Annotated in this window: 20 protein-coding genes, 2 rRNA genes and 1 other annotated feature; all 22 genes read left to right on the forward strand. The window is 44.0% G+C overall.

All coding sequences use genetic code 11. From position 1 onward, the window contains the following. Positions 1-111, forward strand: a 23S ribosomal RNA gene (locus tag ACSVDE_RS18100); the annotation flags it as partial. Between the two features lie 73 nt (positions 112-184). Then, a 5S ribosomal RNA gene (gene rrf, locus ACSVDE_RS18105) occupies positions 185-300 on the forward strand. A gap of 860 nt (positions 301-1,160) precedes the next feature. Further along, entirely contained in the window at positions 1,161-1,877 is a 717-nt protein-coding gene (locus ACSVDE_RS18110; protein ID WP_439302355.1) for an MgtC/SapB family protein, read from the forward strand. Between the two features lie 208 nt (positions 1,878-2,085). Then, positions 2,086-2,550, forward strand: a complete 465-nt coding sequence (locus tag ACSVDE_RS18115) for a CtsR family transcriptional regulator (RefSeq protein WP_439302356.1) — start codon at positions 2,086-2,088, stop codon at positions 2,548-2,550. A gap of 17 nt (positions 2,551-2,567) precedes the next feature. Continuing rightward, the gene (locus ACSVDE_RS18120; RefSeq protein ID WP_439302357.1) at positions 2,568-3,095 is read left to right on the forward strand and encodes a UvrB/UvrC motif-containing protein; all 528 of its coding nucleotides are present in this window, start codon (positions 2,568-2,570) and stop codon (positions 3,093-3,095) included. Positions 3,096-3,097: 2 nt separating this feature from the next. Then, the gene (locus tag ACSVDE_RS18125) at positions 3,098-4,171 is read left to right on the forward strand and encodes a protein arginine kinase (RefSeq protein ID WP_439302358.1); all 1,074 of its coding nucleotides are present in this window, start codon (positions 3,098-3,100) and stop codon (positions 4,169-4,171) included. A 13-nt stretch (positions 4,172-4,184) separates the two neighbouring features. After that, positions 4,185-6,617, forward strand: a complete 2,433-nt coding sequence (gene clpC, locus ACSVDE_RS18130) for an ATP-dependent protease ATP-binding subunit ClpC (protein ID WP_439302359.1) — start codon at positions 4,185-4,187, stop codon at positions 6,615-6,617. Positions 6,618-6,877: 260 nt separating this feature from the next. Next, entirely contained in the window at positions 6,878-8,251 is a 1,374-nt protein-coding gene (gene radA / locus ACSVDE_RS18135; RefSeq protein ID WP_439302360.1) for a DNA repair protein RadA, read from the forward strand. A gap of 3 nt (positions 8,252-8,254) precedes the next feature. Beyond that, positions 8,255-9,328 carry a DNA integrity scanning diadenylate cyclase DisA gene (disA, locus tag ACSVDE_RS18140; protein WP_439302361.1) on the forward strand — a complete coding sequence of 358 codons (1,074 nt, stop codon included), beginning with the start codon at positions 8,255-8,257 and terminating at the stop codon, positions 9,326-9,328. A 127-nt stretch (positions 9,329-9,455) separates the two neighbouring features. Further along, positions 9,456-10,565 carry a PIN/TRAM domain-containing protein gene (locus tag ACSVDE_RS18145; protein WP_439302362.1) on the forward strand — a complete coding sequence of 370 codons (1,110 nt, stop codon included), beginning with the start codon at positions 9,456-9,458 and terminating at the stop codon, positions 10,563-10,565. A 26-nt stretch (positions 10,566-10,591) separates the two neighbouring features. Then, positions 10,592-11,290: a 2-C-methyl-D-erythritol 4-phosphate cytidylyltransferase gene (gene ispD / locus ACSVDE_RS18150; protein WP_439302363.1), complete on the forward strand. Its 699-nt coding sequence runs from the start codon at positions 10,592-10,594 to the stop codon at positions 11,288-11,290. Beyond that, positions 11,283-11,756 carry a 2-C-methyl-D-erythritol 2,4-cyclodiphosphate synthase gene (gene ispF / locus ACSVDE_RS18155; RefSeq protein WP_439302364.1) on the forward strand — a complete coding sequence of 158 codons (474 nt, stop codon included), beginning with the start codon at positions 11,283-11,285 and terminating at the stop codon, positions 11,754-11,756. Before ispD ends, ispF begins: the two co-directional genes overlap by 8 nt. An 80-nt stretch (positions 11,757-11,836) precedes the next feature. Next, positions 11,837-13,306, forward strand: coding sequence for a glutamate--tRNA ligase (gltX, locus tag ACSVDE_RS18160; protein WP_439302365.1), 1,470 nt, complete (start codon positions 11,837-11,839; stop codon positions 13,304-13,306). Between the two features lie 49 nt (positions 13,307-13,355). Beyond that, positions 13,356-13,578 (forward strand) — a binding site (T-box leader). Positions 13,579-13,873: 295 nt separating this feature from the next. Next, positions 13,874-14,521: a serine O-acetyltransferase EpsC gene (gene epsC, locus ACSVDE_RS18165; RefSeq protein WP_439302366.1), complete on the forward strand. Its 648-nt coding sequence runs from the start codon at positions 13,874-13,876 to the stop codon at positions 14,519-14,521. Beyond that, positions 14,518-15,921, forward strand: a complete 1,404-nt coding sequence (gene cysS / locus ACSVDE_RS18170) for a cysteine--tRNA ligase (RefSeq protein WP_439302367.1) — start codon at positions 14,518-14,520, stop codon at positions 15,919-15,921. Before epsC ends, cysS begins: the two co-directional genes overlap by 4 nt. Further along, positions 15,918-16,352 carry a Mini-ribonuclease 3 gene (locus tag ACSVDE_RS18175; RefSeq protein ID WP_439302368.1) on the forward strand — a complete coding sequence of 145 codons (435 nt, stop codon included), beginning with the start codon at positions 15,918-15,920 and terminating at the stop codon, positions 16,350-16,352. Before cysS ends, ACSVDE_RS18175 begins: the two co-directional genes overlap by 4 nt. Further along, positions 16,345-17,091 (forward strand): 23S rRNA (guanosine(2251)-2'-O)-methyltransferase RlmB, encoded by a 747-nt coding sequence (gene rlmB / locus ACSVDE_RS18180; protein ID WP_439302369.1) that lies wholly within the window; start codon positions 16,345-16,347, stop codon positions 17,089-17,091. The genes ACSVDE_RS18175 and rlmB overlap by 8 nt, the downstream gene beginning before the upstream one ends. 2 nt (positions 17,092-17,093) lie before the next feature. After that, positions 17,094-17,603, forward strand: a complete 510-nt coding sequence (locus ACSVDE_RS18185) for an NYN domain-containing protein (protein ID WP_439302370.1) — start codon at positions 17,094-17,096, stop codon at positions 17,601-17,603. Between the two features lie 72 nt (positions 17,604-17,675). Next, positions 17,676-18,326 (forward strand): RNA polymerase sporulation sigma factor SigH, encoded by a 651-nt coding sequence (sigH, locus tag ACSVDE_RS18190; protein ID WP_226552372.1) that lies wholly within the window; start codon positions 17,676-17,678, stop codon positions 18,324-18,326. A gap of 403 nt (positions 18,327-18,729) precedes the next feature. Beyond that, a complete protein-coding gene (rpmG, locus tag ACSVDE_RS18195; protein ID WP_439302371.1) occupies positions 18,730-18,879 on the forward strand; it encodes a 50S ribosomal protein L33 in 150 nt (49 codons plus the stop codon). A 147-nt stretch (positions 18,880-19,026) separates the two neighbouring features. Then, on the forward strand, positions 19,027-19,224 hold the full coding sequence (gene secE / locus ACSVDE_RS18200) for a preprotein translocase subunit SecE (RefSeq protein WP_226552376.1): 198 nt from the start codon (positions 19,027-19,029) through the stop codon (positions 19,222-19,224). Between the two features lie 89 nt (positions 19,225-19,313). Further along, entirely contained in the window at positions 19,314-19,850 is a 537-nt protein-coding gene (gene nusG / locus ACSVDE_RS18205) for a transcription termination/antitermination protein NusG (RefSeq protein WP_226552378.1), read from the forward strand. The last annotated feature ends 199 nt before the right edge of the window (positions 19,851-20,049 follow it).

Below are 20,049 nucleotides of genomic sequence, written 5' to 3' on the forward strand. Positions count from 1 at the left end.
ATCGCGTCAAGCGAGTAAGATCCCTCAGAGATGATGAGGTTGATAGGTCTGGTGTGGAAGCGTGGTGACACGTGAAGCTGACAGATACTAATCGATCGAGGACTTAACCACAATACTTAAACATCGAAGATGTTTTCAAGAACCGTTATCTAGTTTTGAAGGAATGGTTCCTTCAACTTCATAGTCTGGTGACGATGGCGAAGAGGTCACACCCGTTCCCATGCCGAACACGGAAGTTAAGCTCTTCAGCGTCAATGGTAATTGGGGGCTTCCCCCTGTGAGAGTAGAACGTCGCCGGGCAACAACAGAGCAGCCTTATGAGGCTGTTCTTTTTTGTGTTTCAAAAGAAGGACCGTAAGGTCCAAAGGCTACGAAGTTGAGGGTTGAGAGGAACAAGGAGGTCGAGGAAACAAGAGAGCCACGACCGGAGCGTATGATATACGCGAGGACGGAGGCGAGTGCAGATGACGAAGAGATCCGCCGTTCATCGCAAGCCGAAGACTGAACACGGAAGTTAAGCTCGCGCGTCAATGGACTATTAAAAGGATCTTCGACTAAGTACCAGCACGTCCTGTGCTGAACGTCGAAGTCAGTACATCCTGTACAAGTCCTGTGAGAGTAGGACATCGCCGGGCACATCGAAAGGACAGCTGCGAAGCTGTTCTTTTTTGTGTTTCAAAAGAAGCTCGGAGGTCTAATCATCGAAGTGAGACTATGAGATCCATCGTTTATTGCAGGAAAAAGTAGCAACATTTTACTAAATTCCCTAAGTCAGCTTGAAAGTTCCCCAATTGAGAAACAAAAATCTTCTCACGAAGGGAATAAGGGAGAAAATGCCACAACATTTTCTCTTCAAAAGAGGTGATTTTTACTCCTCTGCGCAAAAAACAGTTCCAAAGAGTAATAAATCGCTTTTAAATCAATTCTTTTAGGTTTAAAACCAGATTTTTATTAAGCTCGTGGTCCAATGTTATTAAGTAAAGGATCATCGGCTAAAGACTACCACATCCTGTGGAAGTGAGGCTCGCGGTTCGCCCGCGGAAAGGGATTGAATTTCGAAGAAATCAACCTTCCACATTTACCTTTTTCCCTCGATTGCCTATAATTGAATACTATAAACCATAAGATGATAATAATTAGACATATTGGGAGAGATGACAATGGACTTATTATCCTATGATTGGATATCAGATAAAACAGTGACCATTACAGTTCGCTTACTCATCGCAGCTATATTATGCGGACTCGTCGGAATCGAACGGGAGTTCAAACGACACCCTGCGGGATTCCGTACACATCTGCTAGTAGGGGTAGGTTCTTGTCTCATGATGCTCTTATCGATATTCGGATTCGAAGACTTCTTATCCACACATGAACAAGTCCAGGGCTTTGATCCATCCCGTTTACCAGCTTATGTTGTCAGTGGAATCGGCTTCTTGGGTGCAGGAACGATTCTTGTCCATGGCGTTACAGTAAGAGGATTGACGACCGCTGCTTCCATCTGGGTCGTAGCAGGTATAGGGTTGGTCGTTGGAATCGGCATGTATTACGAAGCGATTTTCACAACATTTGTCATGATCCTGAGCTTGCTTTTCTTAAACAAATTTGAAGATCTCTACCTACGTAAACAGCGATTCCATCATGTGACGGTGATTGTAGAAAATAAAGAGGTTCCACTCTCTCTAATCATCAATGAACTGGAATCGTGCAAGGTGCCCATCTCGCACGTGACAATCGACGATCATCCGAATGATGCATCGACCTCATTGATAAAGTATTCTTTTAAAATTCAAGTTTCGAACACAAAAAAGCTTCCTGAAGTATATGACAAGATTCAATCGATCGATCACGTTCATAAAGTATTTGCAACAGAGTAATTTCACTCATTCTCTTCATATGCTTCCCGCAAAATCGGGAAGCATCTTCTTTCCTTCTGCTTCGAACAAATTTAACAAAACCTAAAGTTTATAACAAAAAATCCCTGTCTATAATAGAAACATCAAACACTTTGCAACTTGCACCCAATTGTATATAATTATAGTCAAAGAAAGTCAAAGTCAGAGCAGAAGGAGGGGCTGTGATGGGATGAAAAACATTTCTGACATCATTGAGGCGCATTTGAAAGAAATTTTAAAGGGAAGCAACAAGAAGGAAATTGAGATCAAGCGCAGTGAAATTGCTGAAAAGTTTCAATGTGTCCCCTCACAAATCAATTACGTAATCAATACGCGGTTTACGATTGAGAAAGGCTTTATTGTGGAAAGTAAAAGAGGAGGAGGAGGATATATTCGGATCATTAAGGTAGAGACGGATAGTACGACAATCCTGCTCGATCAGATCCTTAAATTGATTAAGAACCGCATCAGTGAGTCTGCCGCTGAAAACATCATTTATAGATTGTTAGAAGAACAAATCATCAGTATACGTGAAGCAAGGTTGATGAAGAGTGTAATCGATCGATCCACCATCAATATCGTGCTTCCTTACCGAGATGAACTCAGAGCAAACCTGATGAAATCCATGATCTACAGCTTAAAGTATAAGAACTAAAAAGGGGAGTGTAAGGCGTGTATTGTCAAGAATGTCAACAACGACCAGCAACTTTGCACTTCACGAAAATCATTAACGGGGAAAAGAACGAATTCCATATTTGTGAACAGTGTGCAAAGGAAAAAGGGGACTTCATACCAGGCTCTAATTCGTTCTCGATTCATAACTTGCTGTCGGGGTTATTGAATTTTGAACAACCACTTAATGAGACCAATGCTGCGCCACGAAGCAAACAGGTCACTCAGTGTTCGAAGTGTGGCATGACGTATCCTGAGTTCGCGAAAATCGGTCGGTTCGGGTGTACGGAATGTTATAAGACATTCGCATCGAAACTCGATCCGGTTTTTAAAAGGATTCATGGAGGCAACACGGACCACTCAGGGAAAATTCCGAAACGTCTAGGAAATGATTTGTTGGAACGGAAAAAAATCGATCAGCTTAGACAAAAATTACAACAGCTCATTAATGAAGAAGAGTTTGAAGAAGCAGCACATGTACGAGACCAAATCCGTTCTATGCAAAAGCGGCTTGAGGGGAGGGATTGACGGTGTCGTTGAAAAGATTCATGAGTGAAGCCATCAGTCCATGGATGAAACGGGAAGGACCAGACTCGGATATTGTATTGAGCAGTCGGATCCGGTTAGCCCGTAATCTCGAAAATCACGTCTTTCCCCTGGTTGCAAACGAGCAACAGTCCAAAGAAGTGAACGAACAAATCCGCAATCATTATGAAAATCAGGCATATGGTAGTGTAGGCAGCTTATCGTATATCGATGTGGATCAATTGAAACCGATCGAAAAACGAGTGCTCGTCGAAAAACATTTGATCAGCCCGAACCTTGCTGATGAACCAAAGCATTCAGCTGTTTTGATGAGTGAGGATGAATCGATCAGCATCATGATCAATGAAGAGGATCATATTCGCATCCAATGTCTTTTCCCAGGTTTTCAATTATCGGAAGCTCTGACATTAGCGAGTGGAATCGATGATTGGTTTGAGGAAAAGGTGAACTATGCGTTTGATGAAAGGCATGGATATTTAACGAGCTGCCCGACCAATGTCGGTACTGGAATGCGAGCTTCTGTCATGATGCATCTACCCGCACTGGTCATGACCCAGAAGATGCATCGGATCGTCCCCGCGATCAACCAGTTAGGGCTTGTCGTAAGAGGAATTTATGGTGAAGGAAGCGAAGCACAAGGTAACGTCTTCCAAGTTTCCAACCAGATGACCCTCGGTAAATCAGAACAGGATATTGTCGAAGATTTAAGAGGAGTCGTCATGCAGCTCATTGAGGAAGAGAGAGCAGCCAGAAATAACTTGCTCGAAACCTCGAGAATACAGCTTGAAGACCGGGTATACCGTTCCCTGGGTACCCTCGAAAACAGTCGAATCATCCAGTCGAAAGAAGCGACGAAGTGCTTGTCGGATGTTAGACTCGGAATTGATTTGCAAATGATAGAAGGGATTTCACGGAAAATATTGAATGAACTAATGATACTTACCCAACCTGGATTTCTACAACAGTATGCGGGGGAGACATTGACCCCGGATCAGAGGGATATCCGACGTGCTACATTGATTCGCGAAAGATTGAAGTTAGAGAAGAACAACGAATAGGAAGGTGATCACGATGATGTTTGGACGTTTTACTGAACGAGCTCAAAAGGTACTTGCACTTGCACAAGAAGAAGCGATTCGTTTAGGTCATAATAATGTAGGTACAGAGCATATCCTGCTCGGCCTGGTTCGTGAAGGCGAAGGAATAGCTGCAAAAGCACTTTCTGTTCTTGGTTTAAGTCCTGAAAAGATTCAAAAAGAAGTAGAAACCCTCATCGGTAAAGGTCAGGAGTCGGTTCAAACGATCCACTATACTCCACGAGCGAAGAAAGTCATCGAACTATCAATGGATGAAGCTCGTAAACTCGGCCACTCGTATGTGGGTACAGAACATATATTATTAGGTTTGATCCGTGAAGGAGAAGGGGTAGCAGCGCGCGTCCTCAATAACCTTGGAGTCAGCCTTAACAAAGCTCGCCAACAAGTATTGCAGCTTCTTGGTAGCAATGAATCTTCCTCTTCAGCTGGAGGTTCATCAGTCAATGCGAATACACCGACACTTGATAGTCTTGCAAGAGACCTGACGGCTGTTGCTCGAGATGGTAGCCTTGACCCTGTCATCGGCCGAAGCAAGGAAATTGAACGTGTCATCGAGGTGTTGAGCCGTCGTACGAAGAACAATCCGGTACTGATCGGAGAGCCAGGTGTTGGTAAAACTGCGATTGCAGAAGGCTTGGCGCAACAGATCATCAATAACGAAGTACCAGAAACGTTACGTGATAAGCGCGTCATGACACTCGATATGGGTACAGTCGTTGCGGGTACCAAATATCGTGGTGAGTTTGAGGACCGTCTGAAAAAGGTCATGGATGAGATCCGTCAGGCCGGTAACATCATTCTCTTCATCGACGAGCTTCATACGTTGATCGGAGCGGGGGGAGCAGAAGGTGCAATCGATGCTTCCAACATCCTTAAACCTGCGTTAGCTCGCGGTGAGTTGCAATGTATCGGAGCGACGACACTTGATGAATACCGTAAATACATTGAAAAGGATGCGGCATTGGAGCGTCGTTTCCAACCGATCCGAGTCAATGAGCCGAACAATGATGAATCCATTCAAATTCTGAAAGGGCTACGTGACCGTTATGAAGCACACCATCGGGTGACGATTACAGATGATGCCATCGATGCAGCTGTCAAACTATCAGACCGCTATATCTCCGATCGTTTCCTTCCGGATAAGGCGATTGATTTGATTGATGAAGCGGCTTCTAAAGTTCGCTTACGCTCTTATACAGCACCACCGAATCTTAAAGAGCTTGAACAGCGACTCGAAGGTGTACGTAAGGAAAAAGACGCAGCTGTCCAAAGTCAGGAGTTCGAAAAAGCAGCATCTCTCAGAGACTCCGAACAGAAGTTGAGAGAAGAGCTAGAAACGACGAAAAACAGCTGGAAAGAAAAACAAGGACAAGAAAATACAGAAGTGACTCCAGAAGATATTGCGCTTGTTGTAGCAAACTGGACTGGAATTCCGGTATCCAAGCTGAAGCAAGAGGAAACGGAACGACTATTGAATATGGAATCCATCTTGCATGACCGCGTTATCGGTCAAGACGAAGCGGTGAAGGCGATTTCCAAAGCGATCCGTCGAGCACGCGCAGGCTTGAAAGATCCGAAACGACCGATCGGTTCCTTCATTTTCCTAGGACCAACAGGGGTCGGTAAAACGGAATTGGCGAGAGCGCTGGCGGAAGCGTTATTCGGAGATGAAGATTCCATCATCCGTATCGATATGTCCGAGTATATGGAAAAACATACAACGAGCCGTCTTGTCGGTTCACCTCCAGGGTATGTCGGTCACGAAGAAGGCGGCCAGCTCACCGAGAAGGTCCGTCGTAACCCATATTCCGTCATCCTTCTGGATGAAATCGAAAAGGCGCACCCTGAAGTGTTCAACATCTTACTTCAAGTGCTAGAAGATGGTCGTCTGACAGACTCGAAAGGACGCACGGTAGACTTCCGAAACACCGTCGTCATCATGACTTCCAACGTCGGAGCAAGTACGTTGAAGCGAGGTAAGAGTCTTGGATTCACAGCACAATCTGAGAACCAAGAGTATGAAAACATGAAATCGAAGGTCATGGATGAAATGAAAAAAGCATTCCGTCCTGAGTTCTTGAACCGTATCGATGAGACAATCGTGTTCCATACGCTTCAAAAAGAACACCTCAAGCACATCATCAGCTTGATGTCGAACCAGCTTCAGAAGCGGCTTTCTGAACAAGGCATAGATATCGAGTTGACGAATGCAGCGCTTGATAAGATTGCGGATGAAGGCTACGATCCAGACTATGGTGCACGTCCACTACGTCGTGCATTGCAGCGTCAGATTGAAGACCGCCTCTCTGAAGAGTTGCTCAGAGGAACCATCGCAAAAGGGCAAACCGTCAAGATCGATGTGGAGAACAATGACTTCACAGTGAATACGGTCGGAGCAGGTACGTAAAGAAATCATAAAAAATGTCAGGCACCATATGTGGTGTCTGGCTTTTTTATTGGATGGGAATTCCCATTACCATCAACAATTACGCCTGACAAGGACAGGTCTCATTTCCTTAACACTTTATAACAATCGAGCGGTTTTACCCATATGCTCGAGATTATCGAATACAATACATATATAAGGTGTTCCCTGACGCGTTTGTGATATGATGGCAGTAACTTAAAACGATACGGAAGATGTCAGGGAAATGGGGAATAGTAATAATGGCTAAGAAAAAAACCGTGTTTTTATGTCAGGACTGTGGGTACGATTCACCTAAGTGGATGGGGAAATGTCCTGGTTGTAATAAATGGAATACGATGGTCGAAGAAATCATCCAGCCGGATAAAGGGCATAGAAGATCCTTTCAGACGGGGAATACGACAAGTCAAAAACCTGAACCGATCTCTCAAATCAAGAGCGAAAAAGAACCGAGAATCGATACGCGGATCAATGAGTTGAACAGAGTACTAGGTGGCGGTGTCGTGCCTGGCTCCCTAGTCCTTGTCGGCGGGGACCCAGGAATCGGGAAATCGACGTTGCTATTACAGGCCTCAGCAAAACTTGCAGAATCCTCTCAACGAGTCTTGTATATTTCAGGAGAAGAATCAATCAAACAGACGAAGCTCAGGGCACAGCGGCTTGGAATCAATCAAGACCAGCTCTATGTCCATGCTGAAACCGATATGGATCTCATCGAGAAGGCGATACAAGACATTAAACCGACATTGTTGATCATCGACTCGATTCAGACGGTCTATCGATCCGAAGTGACCTCTGCTCCAGGGAGCGTATCGCAAGTCCGGGAATGTACCTCCCAGTTCATGCGAATCTCCAAGTCGAATGGAATCGCCACGTTCATTGTCGGACACGTTACGAAGGAAGGGTCCATTGCCGGACCGAGATTGCTTGAGCACATGGTTGATGCGGTCCTTTACTTCGAAGGAGAACGGCACCATACGTACCGGATTTTAAGAGCGGTGAAAAACCGGTTCGGATCGACGAATGAAATCGGAGTCTTTGAAATGAAAGAGGCAGGGTTGGATGAAGTAGAAAACCCTTCTGAAGTCTTTTTGGAGGAACGTTCGAACGGAGCGGCAGGTTCTGCGATCGTCGCTTCTATGGAAGGTACGAGACCTGTCCTGGTCGAGATTCAGGCGTTGGTCTCACCGACAAGCTTTGGTAACCCGAGACGGATGGGGAACGGAATCGACCATAATAAAGTCTCGTTATTGATGGCCGTCCTTGAAAAACGAGTCGGCTTATTGATGCAGAATCAAGATGCTTACGTAAATGTCGCTGGAGGGGTCCGTCTGGATGAACCAGCCATTGATTTAGCGATTGCTATGAGTATCGCATCGAGCTTTCGGGATCAACCAACGAACCCGACAGATGTGTTTATCGGCGAGATCGGTTTGACAGGAGAGGTACGAAGAGTGTCTCGTGTCGAGCAAAGAGTCCATGAAGTGGCTAAGCTCGGATTCAAACGTGTCATTCTTCCAGAGAAGAACATTGGTGGATGGACAGTACCGAAAGGCATTGAAGTGGTAGGTGTAGCGACTGTCCAGGATGCACTACGTCATACACAAGGAGGATAACGTATGGATACTGCGATGAGGGAGTTGATCGTAAGTAAAATGCTACAATATGTTGCACCGGGAACACCATTGCGTGATGGGATTGACAACGTGTTACGTGCTGAAACAGGTGGATTGATCGTTGTCGGTTTTAACGAGAAAGTGCAAAAACTCGTTGATGGCGGCTTTTCAATCAACTGTCGCTTCTCTCCCGCTTATTTATACGAGCTAGCGAAAATGGATGGTGCAATCATCCTCAATGACGAAGGAAACAAGATTTTATATGCCAATACTCAACTGATCCCCGATACAACGATTCCATCGAAAGAAACGGGAATTCGTCACCGGACGGCAGAACGCGTTGCGAAGCAAACTGGGAATTTGGTCATATCCATCTCTCAACGGAGACGTGTCATCACCTTATATCAAGGGCATATCCGTTATTCCCTTCAAGATATCGGTGTGATTTTAACCAAGGCGAATCAGGCCTTACAGACATTGGAAAAATACAAGTCTGTCCTTGATCAGAGCTTGACTGATCTTGGCGCATTAGAGTTTGAAGAACTTGTTACTTTCCAGGAAGTATCACAGGTTATCCATCGGATTGAAATGGTGCTGCGCATCCGGAATGAAATCATCAAGTATGTAAACGAGCTTGGTTCCGAAGGGCGACTGATCAGCATGCAAATGGAAGAACTCGTCGCGAACATTGAGTCGGAAGCCGCTCTGATCATCAAAGATTATTCAAAGGATTCAAAAGTCGACCCGTTCTACATCCTCAATGAGTTGAAGAAGCTTTCCAGTGAAGAATTGTTAGAAGAAAATGCGATTGTGCGGTTATTAGGCTACCTGCCATCTTCGAATATCTATGAAGAACCAGTCAAGCCTAGAGGGTATCGTATACTCCATAAGATTCCTCGTCTGCCGTCTTTGATCATTGAAAATCTGGTCCACCATTTTGAACATTTACAAATGACACTCAAGGCATCGATTGAGGAGCTGGATGATGTAGAAGGCATCGGAGAAATCCGTGCCCGTAAGATTAAAGACGGCCTGAAGCGGATTCAGGAGCAATTATTCCTTGATCGTCATATTTGAGGAAATTTGGAAGAGAAGAACTTGCCCAAAAGGTTTGTAATTTACATGTTATTTTATGTAAAATTAGAGATAAGCAGGTTTCAAATCTATTGAAATGTCTATAATGAAGAGAAGGAGGTGAACAATTTTGCTGAAACGAATTGTTCAATTATTTTTCATTATCGTTGGTGGAACACTAGGTTATTTATATGTACCTGAACTTATTCTAATATTAAATGATTTGGTCAATTTAGGAGATTTACCTGGTTTTATAACATCACCTTATATCGGTTCGATCATTGGCGCATTATTATTCTTTGTCAGCACGTTTTGGTTAGCAGATTATATTGTCGGTTTCATTCAATGGATTGAAGAATCATTGATGAAAGCACCTGTCGCAGATGTGTTGTTCGGTTCATTCGGTCTTATTTTCGGATTGGTCGTCGCTTATCTCGCGATGTTCGCTTTGAATAGTATGGAGCTCAGTATCGTCGTGAATGTCATCGGCTTTTTCTGTACAGCCCTTCTAGGTTATATCGGTTTCCGTTTCGGGTTTAAAAAGCGTGAAGAGCTTGTGAATGTGTTTACGTCAGCCCGCTTTGCCAACAAGAAAAAGGAAGCGGAAGCAGAAGGAAAGTCAGAGAACAGCAGCGTGTTGAAAATCCTTGATACGAGTGTCATAATTGACGGTAGAATTGCAGATGTTTGTCAGACAGGATTTCTGGAAGGTCCGATTGTCATCCCACAATTTGTCCTGGAAGAATTGCAGCACATTGCGGATTCATCGGATGTTCTGAAAAGAAATCGCGGTCGAAGAGGTTTGGATATCCTCAATCGGATCCAAAAAGAACTCGCCATTAAAGTTGAAATCTATGAAGGCGACTTCGAGGACGTTCAAGAAGTGGATAGTAAACTGGTCAAGCTCGGAAAGCTCGTATCAGGTATGGTCGTAACAAATGACTATAACTTGAACAAAGTATGTGAGTTCCAGGGTGTACCGGTCCTCAATATCAATGATTTAGCCAATGCTGTCAAACCGGTCGTCCTACCTGGTGAAGAGTTGAATGTACAGGTCATTAAAGACGGCAAGGAGCAGAACCAAGGTGTCGGGTATCTTGATGACGGAACGATGATCGTCGTTGAAGATGGTCGGGATTACATTGGTAAAACTATCGAAGTCCTCGTCACGAGTGTCTTGCAAACATCTGCTGGTCGAATGATTTTTGCAAAGCCTAAGTTGTTGGAAAAGGCATTGTAATTCTTTCTGAAAGTAGATGAGAAATCGTGGATTATGTCGTAGTCATACCTGCTGCAGGTCAAGGGAAGAGAATGCAGGCAGGAAAGAATAAACAGTTTTTGATGCTGGATGGCACACCATTGATCATTCATACCTTACGCATTTTTCAGGAGGATGAATGGTGTAGCGGGATTATCTTGGTCGGAAATGAGAATGAGTTGGATGACCTTCGTCTTCTCGTCGATCAGCATCAAGTGAATAAAGTGGATAAAATTGTTCCTGGAGGAAAGGAACGTCAGCATAGTGTCTTTGAAGGTTTGAAGGCAGTTGAAAATAATCCGCTCGTGCTGATCCACGATGGTGCCCGCCCGTTCGTTTCCATCGAGTCGATACACAACCTTGTGTTGGAAACTGTAGATAGCGGAGCCGCTGTACTCGGTGTGCCGATCAAGGATACGGTCAAGCAAATTGAACAGCAAAAAGTCGTCAAGACTGTAGACAGAAGTAGCTTGTGGGGGGTTCAAACCCCACAAGCTTTTCATCTGCCTCTAATTCTGGAAGCACACGAACGAGCTGTGAAGAATGGATATCTTGGAACAGATGATGCAAGCTTAATGGAACATATCGGATATGAAGTTTCAATCGTCCAGGGGGATTATCTGAATATCAAACTGACGACACAAGAAGATCTATTGTTCGCGAAAGCGATCATCCGTGAGAGGGAGGAGCAGCAAAGCAATGTTTAGAATTGGACAAGGATTCGATGTACATCAGTTGATAGAAGGAAGACCATTGATTATCGGTGGAGTCACCATTCCGCATGAAAAAGGATTGCTCGGTCATTCCGATGCCGATGTATTATTGCATGTGATTACAGATGCCGTTCTTGGAGCGATCGGGGAAGGGGATCTTGGAAAGCATTTTCCTGATACGAGCGCCGATTTCAAGGACATTGATTCTAAGATTCTATTGGAACGTGCCTACCAATTAGCGAAAGAGAAAGGCTACTCCCTAGGGAATGTAGATGCGACGATCATTGCACAACAACCTAAGATGGCGCCGCACATTTCCGACATGCGTAAAGTAATTGCTGAACTATTAGAAGCGGAACTCGATCAAGTGAACGTGAAGGCGACGACAACTGAGAAACTCGGTTTTACCGGTAGAGGCGAAGGAATTGCAGCACAAGCGGTTGTGCTTATGGAAAAATAAACCTGTTGGACATACATAGGTTTACGATTTTGAACTATGATAAACTATCAACAAAAGAATGTGGAAGGTGAGATGAACTCATGTCAGATCAAGTTAGAGTACGTTATGCGCCAAGCCCGACTGGACATTTACATATAGGAAATGCACGTGCAGCGCTATTCAACTATTTATTCGCACGCAGTCAAAACGGAACATTCGTCATCCGTATTGAAGATACCGACCAGAAACGAAATGTGGAAGGCGGAGAATACAGCCAGCTGAACTATTTGAAATGGCTCGGAATCGATTGGGATGAGAGCGTTGATGTTGGTGGAGATTATGGACCATACCGACAAATGGAACGTCTTGATATTTACCGTGAACATTATCAAGATCTTCTAGACCGTGGTCTTGCATATAAATGTTACTGTACTGAGGAAGAACTTGAGCAGGAAAGAGAAGCTCAACAAGCACGTGGAGAAATGCCACGTTACTCCGGGAAATGCCGTCATCTGACAGAAGAGGAGCAAGAAAGACTTGCAAGTGAGGGAAGGAAACCGAGTATTCGTTTTGCGGTTCCTCGTGACAAAGAATATTCATTCATCGATATCGTCAAAGAGAAAGTGACATTTGAATCGAATGGTATCGGAGATTGGGTCATCGTCAAAAAAGATGGCATCCCGACTTATAACTATGCGGTTGCGATTGACGACCACCATATGAAGATCAGCCATGTATTGCGTGGGGATGATCATATTTCCAATACACCGAAACAGCTCATGATCTATGAAGCATTCGGCTGGGAACCACCGAAATTCGGACATATGACATTGATCGTTAATGAAAATCGTAAAAAGTTAAGTAAACGGGATGAGTCTACGATCCAGTTCATCGAGCAATATGAAGACCTTGGCTACCTGCCTGAGGCACTCTTCAACTTCATCGCACTACTTGGGTGGTCTCCAAAAGGAGAAGAAGAATTGTTCACGAAAGAGCAGTTCATTGAAATCTTTGATGCAGACCGTCTGTCCAAAGCAGCAGCTGTCTTTGATACGAAGAAGCTCGAGTGGATGAACAACCAGTACATCAAAAATGCAGACTTTGATCGTGTTCTTGAGTTGACTGTGCCTCACTTGGAGCGAGCGGGTCGCATTTCAGAAGATCGTACACCTGAAGAAGACGAGTGGGTGAAGAAGCTCGTATCTCTTTATCAAGAGCAACTTTCTCATGGTGCGGAAATCGTAGTTCTCACTGAGCTCTTCTTTAACAAATCGGTTGCATACAACGATGCAGCAGCGGAGATTTTAAGTGAAGAGCAAGTTCCGGAAGTGTTGAATGGATTGAAAGATCAAATTCAACCGATGGAAACGTTCGAGCCTGCTGAAATTAAAGCTGCAATCAAAGCAACACAAAAAGCGACTGGTCACAAGGGCAAGAAGTTGTTCATGCCGATTCGTGTCGCTGCGACTGGGCAAACCCACGGACCTGAACTGCCAGACTCTCTTTCTCTACTTGGAAAAGAGGTCGTCCTTTCAAGACTGGATGAAGCGGTTCAACAATTTGCGAAGTAAATAATACACATTTTGAATAAAATATAATATAGTAAAGAAAACATGAAACGTTAAATCGACGATGAGGAGAAGTAAAGAAGCTCGTTCCTTTTTCAGAGAGGGCCACATATGGTGAAAGTGGTCTAAAGGTCGACTCTTGAAATGCACCTCAGAGACCCCTGTTGAAATAGAGTAGGTGGGGGCGGTTCTTCCACCGTTAGAGGAAGCCTGAGAGGGAAGGGTTGTTTTGATTCTTCTAAACAGAGTGGGACCGCGCCGTAAGCGTCTCTGTGATTTGTTGTCACAGAGGCGTTTTTTTATTTTCGGTTCAAAACTGCTCCCCTTTACATCTATTGGGTCTAAATGAATCCTTACAAGTAAACTTGACGTATTCAATTTACCCAATAGATACTCGTTACACTCGTCAAAGATTTTTTTAAAGGGGAGCAGTGAAGAATACTCGAAGGTGTCCTTATTTCAGTGGTGCCATTGGTGCAAAGGAAGTATCGTTAAACTTTATTTTTGAAAGAAATCACTGATCATCATTCTGATAATCATAGAAAATACTCGAGAGGAGGCGTGACGTTCATGTTTAAGACCTTGAAGGAAGATATCGATGTGGTGTTTGACCAGGATCCAGCTGCCCGTAGTTATTTCGAGGTGATCTTGACCTATTCCGGCTTGCATGCGATCTGGGCGCATCGGTTTGCACATCTGTTCTGGAGAAAGAAAATGTTCTTTCTTGCTCGTGTCATATCCCAAATCAGCCGTTTTTTCACCGGAATTGAAATCCACCCTGGAGCGAAGGTGGGTAGACGATGTTTTATCGACCATGGCATGGGGGTCGTCATCGGGGAAACGTGTGAAATCGGCGATAATGTCACCTTGTTCCAGGGCGTGACATTAGGCGGGACCGGAAAAGAAAAAGGGAAACGTCACCCGACACTTGAGGATCATACATTGGTTGCAACAGGTGCGAAGGTTTTGGGTTCGATTACAATCGGGCAATATTCTAAAGTCGGTGCCGGATCTGTTGTTTTGCAAGATGTACCGCCGAATTCTACTGTCGTCGGTATACCGGGGAAAGTCGTCATTCAGGATGGCGTCAAAATCAAAGGCAATCTGGACCATCATAAATTACCCGATCCTGTTTCGGATAAATTCAAGCAGATGGAAAATGAATTGGAACGTTTGAAAGAAGAAATCGAACAAATGAAAAGGAGTGGGCACAATTGAGCATACAAATTTATAATACTTTGACACGACAAAAAGAAACCTTCCAACCGATCGAAGAAGGAAAAGTAAAGATGTACGTGTGCGGACCTACCGTTTACAACTATATTCACATAGGAAATGCCCGCCCTCCAATCGTTTTCGATACGGTTCGTCGCTATTTGGAATATCGAGGGTATGACGTACATTTCGTCTCTAATTTTACCGATGTCGATGATAAAATCATTAAAGCTGCGAATGAACTAGGCGAAGAAGTGCCGACATTGTCCAAACGATTCATTGAAGCCTATCACGAAGACACTTCCGCTCTGAACGTAAGAAAAGCGGATCTCCATCCGACGGTGACGGATACGATGGAAGACATCATCGCATTCATTGAAAAGCTCGTGGAGAAAGATTATGCATATGCTTCTGGAGGCGATGTCTATTTCCGTACGAAAAAATTCGATGAGTATGGTAAGCTTTCTCATCAATCCATCGACGAACTCCGCTTAGGTTCAAGAATTCAAGTGGGAGAGAATAAGGAAGATCCACTAGACTTTGTTCTCTGGAAAGCTGCGAAAGAGGGAGAAATCTATTGGGAGAGCCCATGGGGGCAAGGGAGACCTGGTTGGCATATCGAGTGCTCGGCGATGGTGAAGAAGTATCTTGGGGATACAATTGACATCCATGCGGGTGGGCAGGACTTGTCATTCCCACACCATGAAAATGAAATCGCCCAATCCGAAGCGCTCAATGAGAAGACGATGGCGAATTATTGGATGCATAACGGGTATATCAATATCAATAATGAAAAAATGTCCAAATCTCTTGGCAACTTTATTTTACTGCACGATTTGATCCAAAAGTATGATCCACAAGCCTTCCGATTCTTCATGTTGAACGTCCATTATCGTCATCCGATCAACTTTACGGATGAACTGCTGGAAAGCGCCAAGACGAGTCTCGAACGTATCCGTACGACTGTTGAAAACCTCGAACATCGTATTACACATAGTGCGGATCTTGGTCTTGAAAATGAGAAATGGCTTGAAAAGATCGACCAGTACAAATTAAGATTCATCGAAGAGATGGACGATGATTTTAACACGTCAAATGCCATTGCAACATTGTTCGACTTATCGAAAGAGGCTAACGTCTACCTTCAAGAGGAAAATACGACAGTTAAGGTGCTGGAGCGTTTCGTTGCACTCTTTGATGAATTCGGCGATGTGTTGGGTCTTGAATTGAAGCAAGCAAAAGACTTGTTGGATGAAGAAATCGAGTCCTTGATAGAACAACGGAATCAAGCGCGTAAAGAAAAGAACTTCCAACTCGCAGACCAAATCCGTGACGATCTCGCTGACCAAGGGATCATCCTGGAGGATACTCCACAAGGTGTCAGGTGGAAACGAAAATCATGAAGGAACCATACAGTGGAGCAGTCTCCAATCCAAAATTATTAAAATCATCAGCTCTCGCTTACATGGGAGATGCCGTCTTTGAAGTATATATCCGTTCTTACTTGTTAGGAAAAGGTGAGGTCAAACCACAACAACTCCACAAACTTGCTACAAAATATGTTTCTGCAAAGGCTCAAGCGATCGCTATTTTAGCGTTGCTTGAGCAACAGGAACTTTCAGAAGAGGAGCAAGGGGTTGTCCGCCGCGGGCGGAACAGTAAGATGGGCGCAGTACCAAAGAACACCGATATACAGACATACCGTTACGGGACGGCTTTTGAAGCCTTGATCGGTTTTCTTTATTTGTCACAAGAACAAGAACGTATGGATGATATCATTCGTCAATCCATCTCGATCATTGAACAAGCAGAAGGAGGGAAATCAGTTGAATAACGATATTGTAATCGGACGTAATCCAGTCCTCGAAGCCCTTCGATCTGGTCGGGATATCAATAAGATCATGGTGGCAGAAGGGGCTCAGAAAGGTTCAATCGGACAAGTCATCAGTTTAGCAAAGAAAGAGCGGATCCAAGTCCAATATGTCCCGAAAAAGAAAATCGACACCTTAGCAGAAGGCGTCAATCACCAGGGTGTATTGGCTTATGTCGCGGCCTATGATTATGCGGACATCGAAGACATTTTCCAACTAGCATCAGAGCGGAACGAGGATCCGTTTTTCCTCGTATTGGACGAAATCGAAGATCCACATAACTTAGGTTCTATCTTACGGACGGCGGATGCATCAGGTGCACATGGCGTCATCATTCCAAAGCGAAGAGCGGTTGGACTGACTTCTGCCGTTGCCAAATCATCTACAGGTGCAATCGAATATATACCTGTTGTCCGTGTAACCAACATCGCCCGGACCATTGAAGATTTGAAAGGCAGAGGTGTCTGGTTTGTCGCTACTGATGCAAAAGGTGATCAAGATTACACACAAGCACGGTATGATATGCCGATCGGCCTTGTAATCGGAAGTGAAGGTAAAGGAATCGGCAGACTCGTAAAGGAAAAGTGTGATTTCCTCGTCTCATTACCGATGAAGGGGAAAGTAACGTCTCTGAACGCATCGGTTGCAGCCGGTCTACTCATGTACGAGGTCTATCGTCAGCGCATGTCAGCAGGGGAATAACAATGGAAATTCTCTTGGTAGACGGTTATAACATGATAGGGGATTGGCCGGAGCTCAGAGTTTTAAGAGAGAAAGACCTTGCAGCCGCACGTGACATTCTGGTGGACAAGATGGCTGAATATCAGGCGTATACGGGCATGAGAGTCATTGTCGTTTTCGATGCACACTTCGTCCCAGGGACGGAGACGAAATATAAGAATTACCGGATCGAGGTCATTTTTACAAAAGAAAATGAATCAGCAGATGAGCGAATTGAAAAATTAGCAAAAGAATTAAAAGACATACGCACAAAGATCCATGTAGCGACTTCTGACTTCCTGGAACAATGGGTAACTTTCGGTCTCGGAGCGCTTAGGAAATCGGCGCGAGAGCTTGCTATAGAAGTAAATCAGATCGAAAAAAGGATCAGCAGACAGGTGGATGACATGAAGAAACAACGTCGGTCATCCAGCCTGACTTTATCCGATGAAGTGGCTGAAATTTTTGAAAAATGGCGCCGAGGGGACCGTTGAGCGGTTGACGTTTGTCGAATGCCTACTGTATAATATTTCTATATATAGGTCGCCATGGTCGGAGGGATTCTCGTGAGCACAGAACTCAAAGAGATTGTACACCCGGAATTTGACGAGCTTGAAGATGAGTCGATTGTGGAGCAGGTTCACGAAGGACAAAGCGCCGCACTTGAATACTTAATCAACAAGTATAAGAATTTCGTCCGCGCTAAAGCACGGTCTTATTTTTTGATCGGTGCTGATCGCGAAGACATCATTCAAGAAGGTATGATTGGTCTGTATAAGGCTATCCGTGATTTTAAAGAGGACAAGCTTTCTTCTTTCAAAGCCTTCGCTGAACTCTGTATCACCCGCCAGATGATCACCGCCATTAAAACGGCAACGAGACAAAAACACATTCCGCTGAATTCATATGTATCACTTGATAAGCCAATATACGATGAAGAATCGGACCGAACGTTACTAGACGTCATATGTGGATCAAGGGTAACAGACCCCGAAGAGCTGATCATAAATCAGGAAGAATTTGATGATATCGAGCTCAAAATGGGGGAGCTTCTGAGTGATTTGGAACGAAAAGTTTTGATGTTGTATTTAGATGGGCGATCTTATCAAGAGATATCTGTTGATTTGAATCGTCACGTGAAATCAATCGACAATGCCCTGCAACGGGTTAAACGGAAGTTGGAAAGGTATCTTGAGCTTAGAGAAGTCGGCTTATGACCTACCGCTTCAAGCAGGGAAAAGTGTAATTTAAAATGTAAGAATACTTCGACAGGGATCCTTCCCTGTTTTTTTCTTGGGGTAAGTACTGAACAACCATTACTGTTGATTTCAAACGGAATTTACGAGTATAGGATCTTCGACTAAACACCATCACGTCCTGTGATGAACGTCGAAGCCACCACATCCTGTGGAAGTGAGGAGGCTCGCGGTTCACCCGCGGAAAACGAGTGAATTTCGATGAAATCAACGCAGGAAAACTCTTGTTACAACAGGCTTGGAACGTTCAGGACGCGTTGACAGGACTATACCCCTATGATAAAGTGTATAGCATAAAATGGACATAGTATGGATAAAACTCGGACTTGATTCGGGTCTAACGGTTTTCTGGAGAGGGTTACAGATGCGCACGAAAATGATACTTGCATGTGAACAATGTAAACAACGAAATTATACGACTGCGAAGAACAAGGACAGCGATCAAGGTCGTATTGAAATGAAGAAGTTCTGTAAGCATTGCCAAATGCACACTGTGCACCGTGAAACGAAATAAAATCCGATCAATTTTCAAATAAATAGAACCGTGTTGCCTGTATTCAGCAATAGTTTTTCATTTTAGACTTGTTATTCACGAAGCGTAGGCAAAGCGGAATGTTTTAATGAGTTTTTATCATAACCAATTTATTCTGGGGGTAAGATGATGGCTGGAATTGTACAAAAGACTGGTAGATTTTTCTCAAATGTCGTCAAGGAACTGAAGCGTGTTTCTTGGCCAAACCGTAAGGAATTGACTCGTTATACGATCACGGTCATTACGACTGTGTTATTTATCGTTTTATTCTTTACTGTAATTGATTTAGGATTAAGTTGGGTAATTGAAACATTCCTGGAAAACTAGAATCTAGCTGATTAAGCTGAAATACAAATGGCTACAATGGTAAAGTAAATCCGTTTGGGAGGGAAAGGACGACCATGTCCTCACAAGTTATGGAAAAAAGATGGTATGTAGTACACACGTATTCTGGATACGAGAATAAAGTTAAAGCGAATCTGGAAAAACGCGTTGAGTCAATGGGTATGGAGGACAAGATCTTCCGCGTGCTCGTCCCGCAAGAAGAAGAGACAGAAATCAAAAACGGCAAAAAGAAAACAGCTATGAAGAAAGTTTTCCCTGGATATGTCTTGACGGAAATGGTCATGACAGATGATTCTTGGTATGTCGTACGAAATACACCTGGAGTGACTGGGTTCGTAGGTTCGACTGGGTCAGGCTCAAAGCCGACGCCGCTCTTACCGGAAGAAGTGGACCGTATCCTTCATAGCATGGGTATGGAGAAGCCGAAAGCTGAAGTAGACTTTGAGATTAAAGAAAGCGTCAAGATCAAAGAAGGTCCTTTCGCGAATTTCGTTGGCTCTGTAGAAGATATAGATGCCGACAAACAAAAGCTGAAAGTCCACGTCAACATGTTCGGCCGTGAAACACCGGTTGAGGTTGGCTTTACACAGGTCGATAAACTGACTTAAGTAAGTATGGATTCTGTCATTTCTTATAGCTGTTCTAACGGGATGGTAAGGAATTTTTAAGAAACCGTTGAAAAACACAAAAAGAAATGATAGAATTTTAATGTTTGAAATAACCCGATAAAACAAAACGGGGAGCTTTCGAAATCTGAAGGCTCGTTTTTATGAGTGGGAGGGCCAAAAGAGCCCAATATACCACATC

Source organism: Pseudalkalibacillus sp. Hm43 (genome assembly GCF_051842935.1).
Taxonomy (GTDB): domain Bacteria; phylum Bacillota; class Bacilli; order Bacillales; family Fictibacillaceae; genus Pseudalkalibacillus.

What these genes read in the sequence shown, in the direction of transcription:
- epsC (WP_439302366.1), top strand. Translation starts at nt 13,874, where the DNA reads ATGTTTAAGACCTTGAAGGAAGATATCGATGTGGTGTTTGACCAGGAT.
- ACSVDE_RS18115 (WP_439302356.1), top strand. Translation starts at nt 2,086, where the DNA reads ATGAAAAACATTTCTGACATCATTGAGGCGCATTTGAAAGAAATTTTA.
- radA (WP_439302360.1), top strand. Translation starts at nt 6,878, where the DNA reads ATGGCTAAGAAAAAAACCGTGTTTTTATGTCAGGACTGTGGGTACGAT.
- ispF (WP_439302364.1), top strand. Translation starts at nt 11,283, where the DNA reads ATGTTTAGAATTGGACAAGGATTCGATGTACATCAGTTGATAGAAGGA.
- disA (WP_439302361.1), top strand. Translation starts at nt 8,255, where the DNA reads ATGGATACTGCGATGAGGGAGTTGATCGTAAGTAAAATGCTACAATAT.
- ACSVDE_RS18185 (WP_439302370.1), top strand. Translation starts at nt 17,094, where the DNA reads ATGGAAATTCTCTTGGTAGACGGTTATAACATGATAGGGGATTGGCCG.
- ACSVDE_RS18110 (WP_439302355.1), top strand. Translation starts at nt 1,161, where the DNA reads ATGGACTTATTATCCTATGATTGGATATCAGATAAAACAGTGACCATT.
- clpC (WP_439302359.1), top strand. Translation starts at nt 4,185, where the DNA reads ATGATGTTTGGACGTTTTACTGAACGAGCTCAAAAGGTACTTGCACTT.
- rpmG (WP_439302371.1), top strand. Translation starts at nt 18,730, where the DNA reads ATGCGCACGAAAATGATACTTGCATGTGAACAATGTAAACAACGAAAT.
- nusG (WP_226552378.1), top strand. Translation starts at nt 19,314, where the DNA reads ATGGAAAAAAGATGGTATGTAGTACACACGTATTCTGGATACGAGAAT.
- ACSVDE_RS18175 (WP_439302368.1), top strand. Translation starts at nt 15,918, where the DNA reads ATGAAGGAACCATACAGTGGAGCAGTCTCCAATCCAAAATTATTAAAA.
- gltX (WP_439302365.1), top strand. Translation starts at nt 11,837, where the DNA reads ATGTCAGATCAAGTTAGAGTACGTTATGCGCCAAGCCCGACTGGACAT.
- secE (WP_226552376.1), top strand. Translation starts at nt 19,027, where the DNA reads ATGGCTGGAATTGTACAAAAGACTGGTAGATTTTTCTCAAATGTCGTC.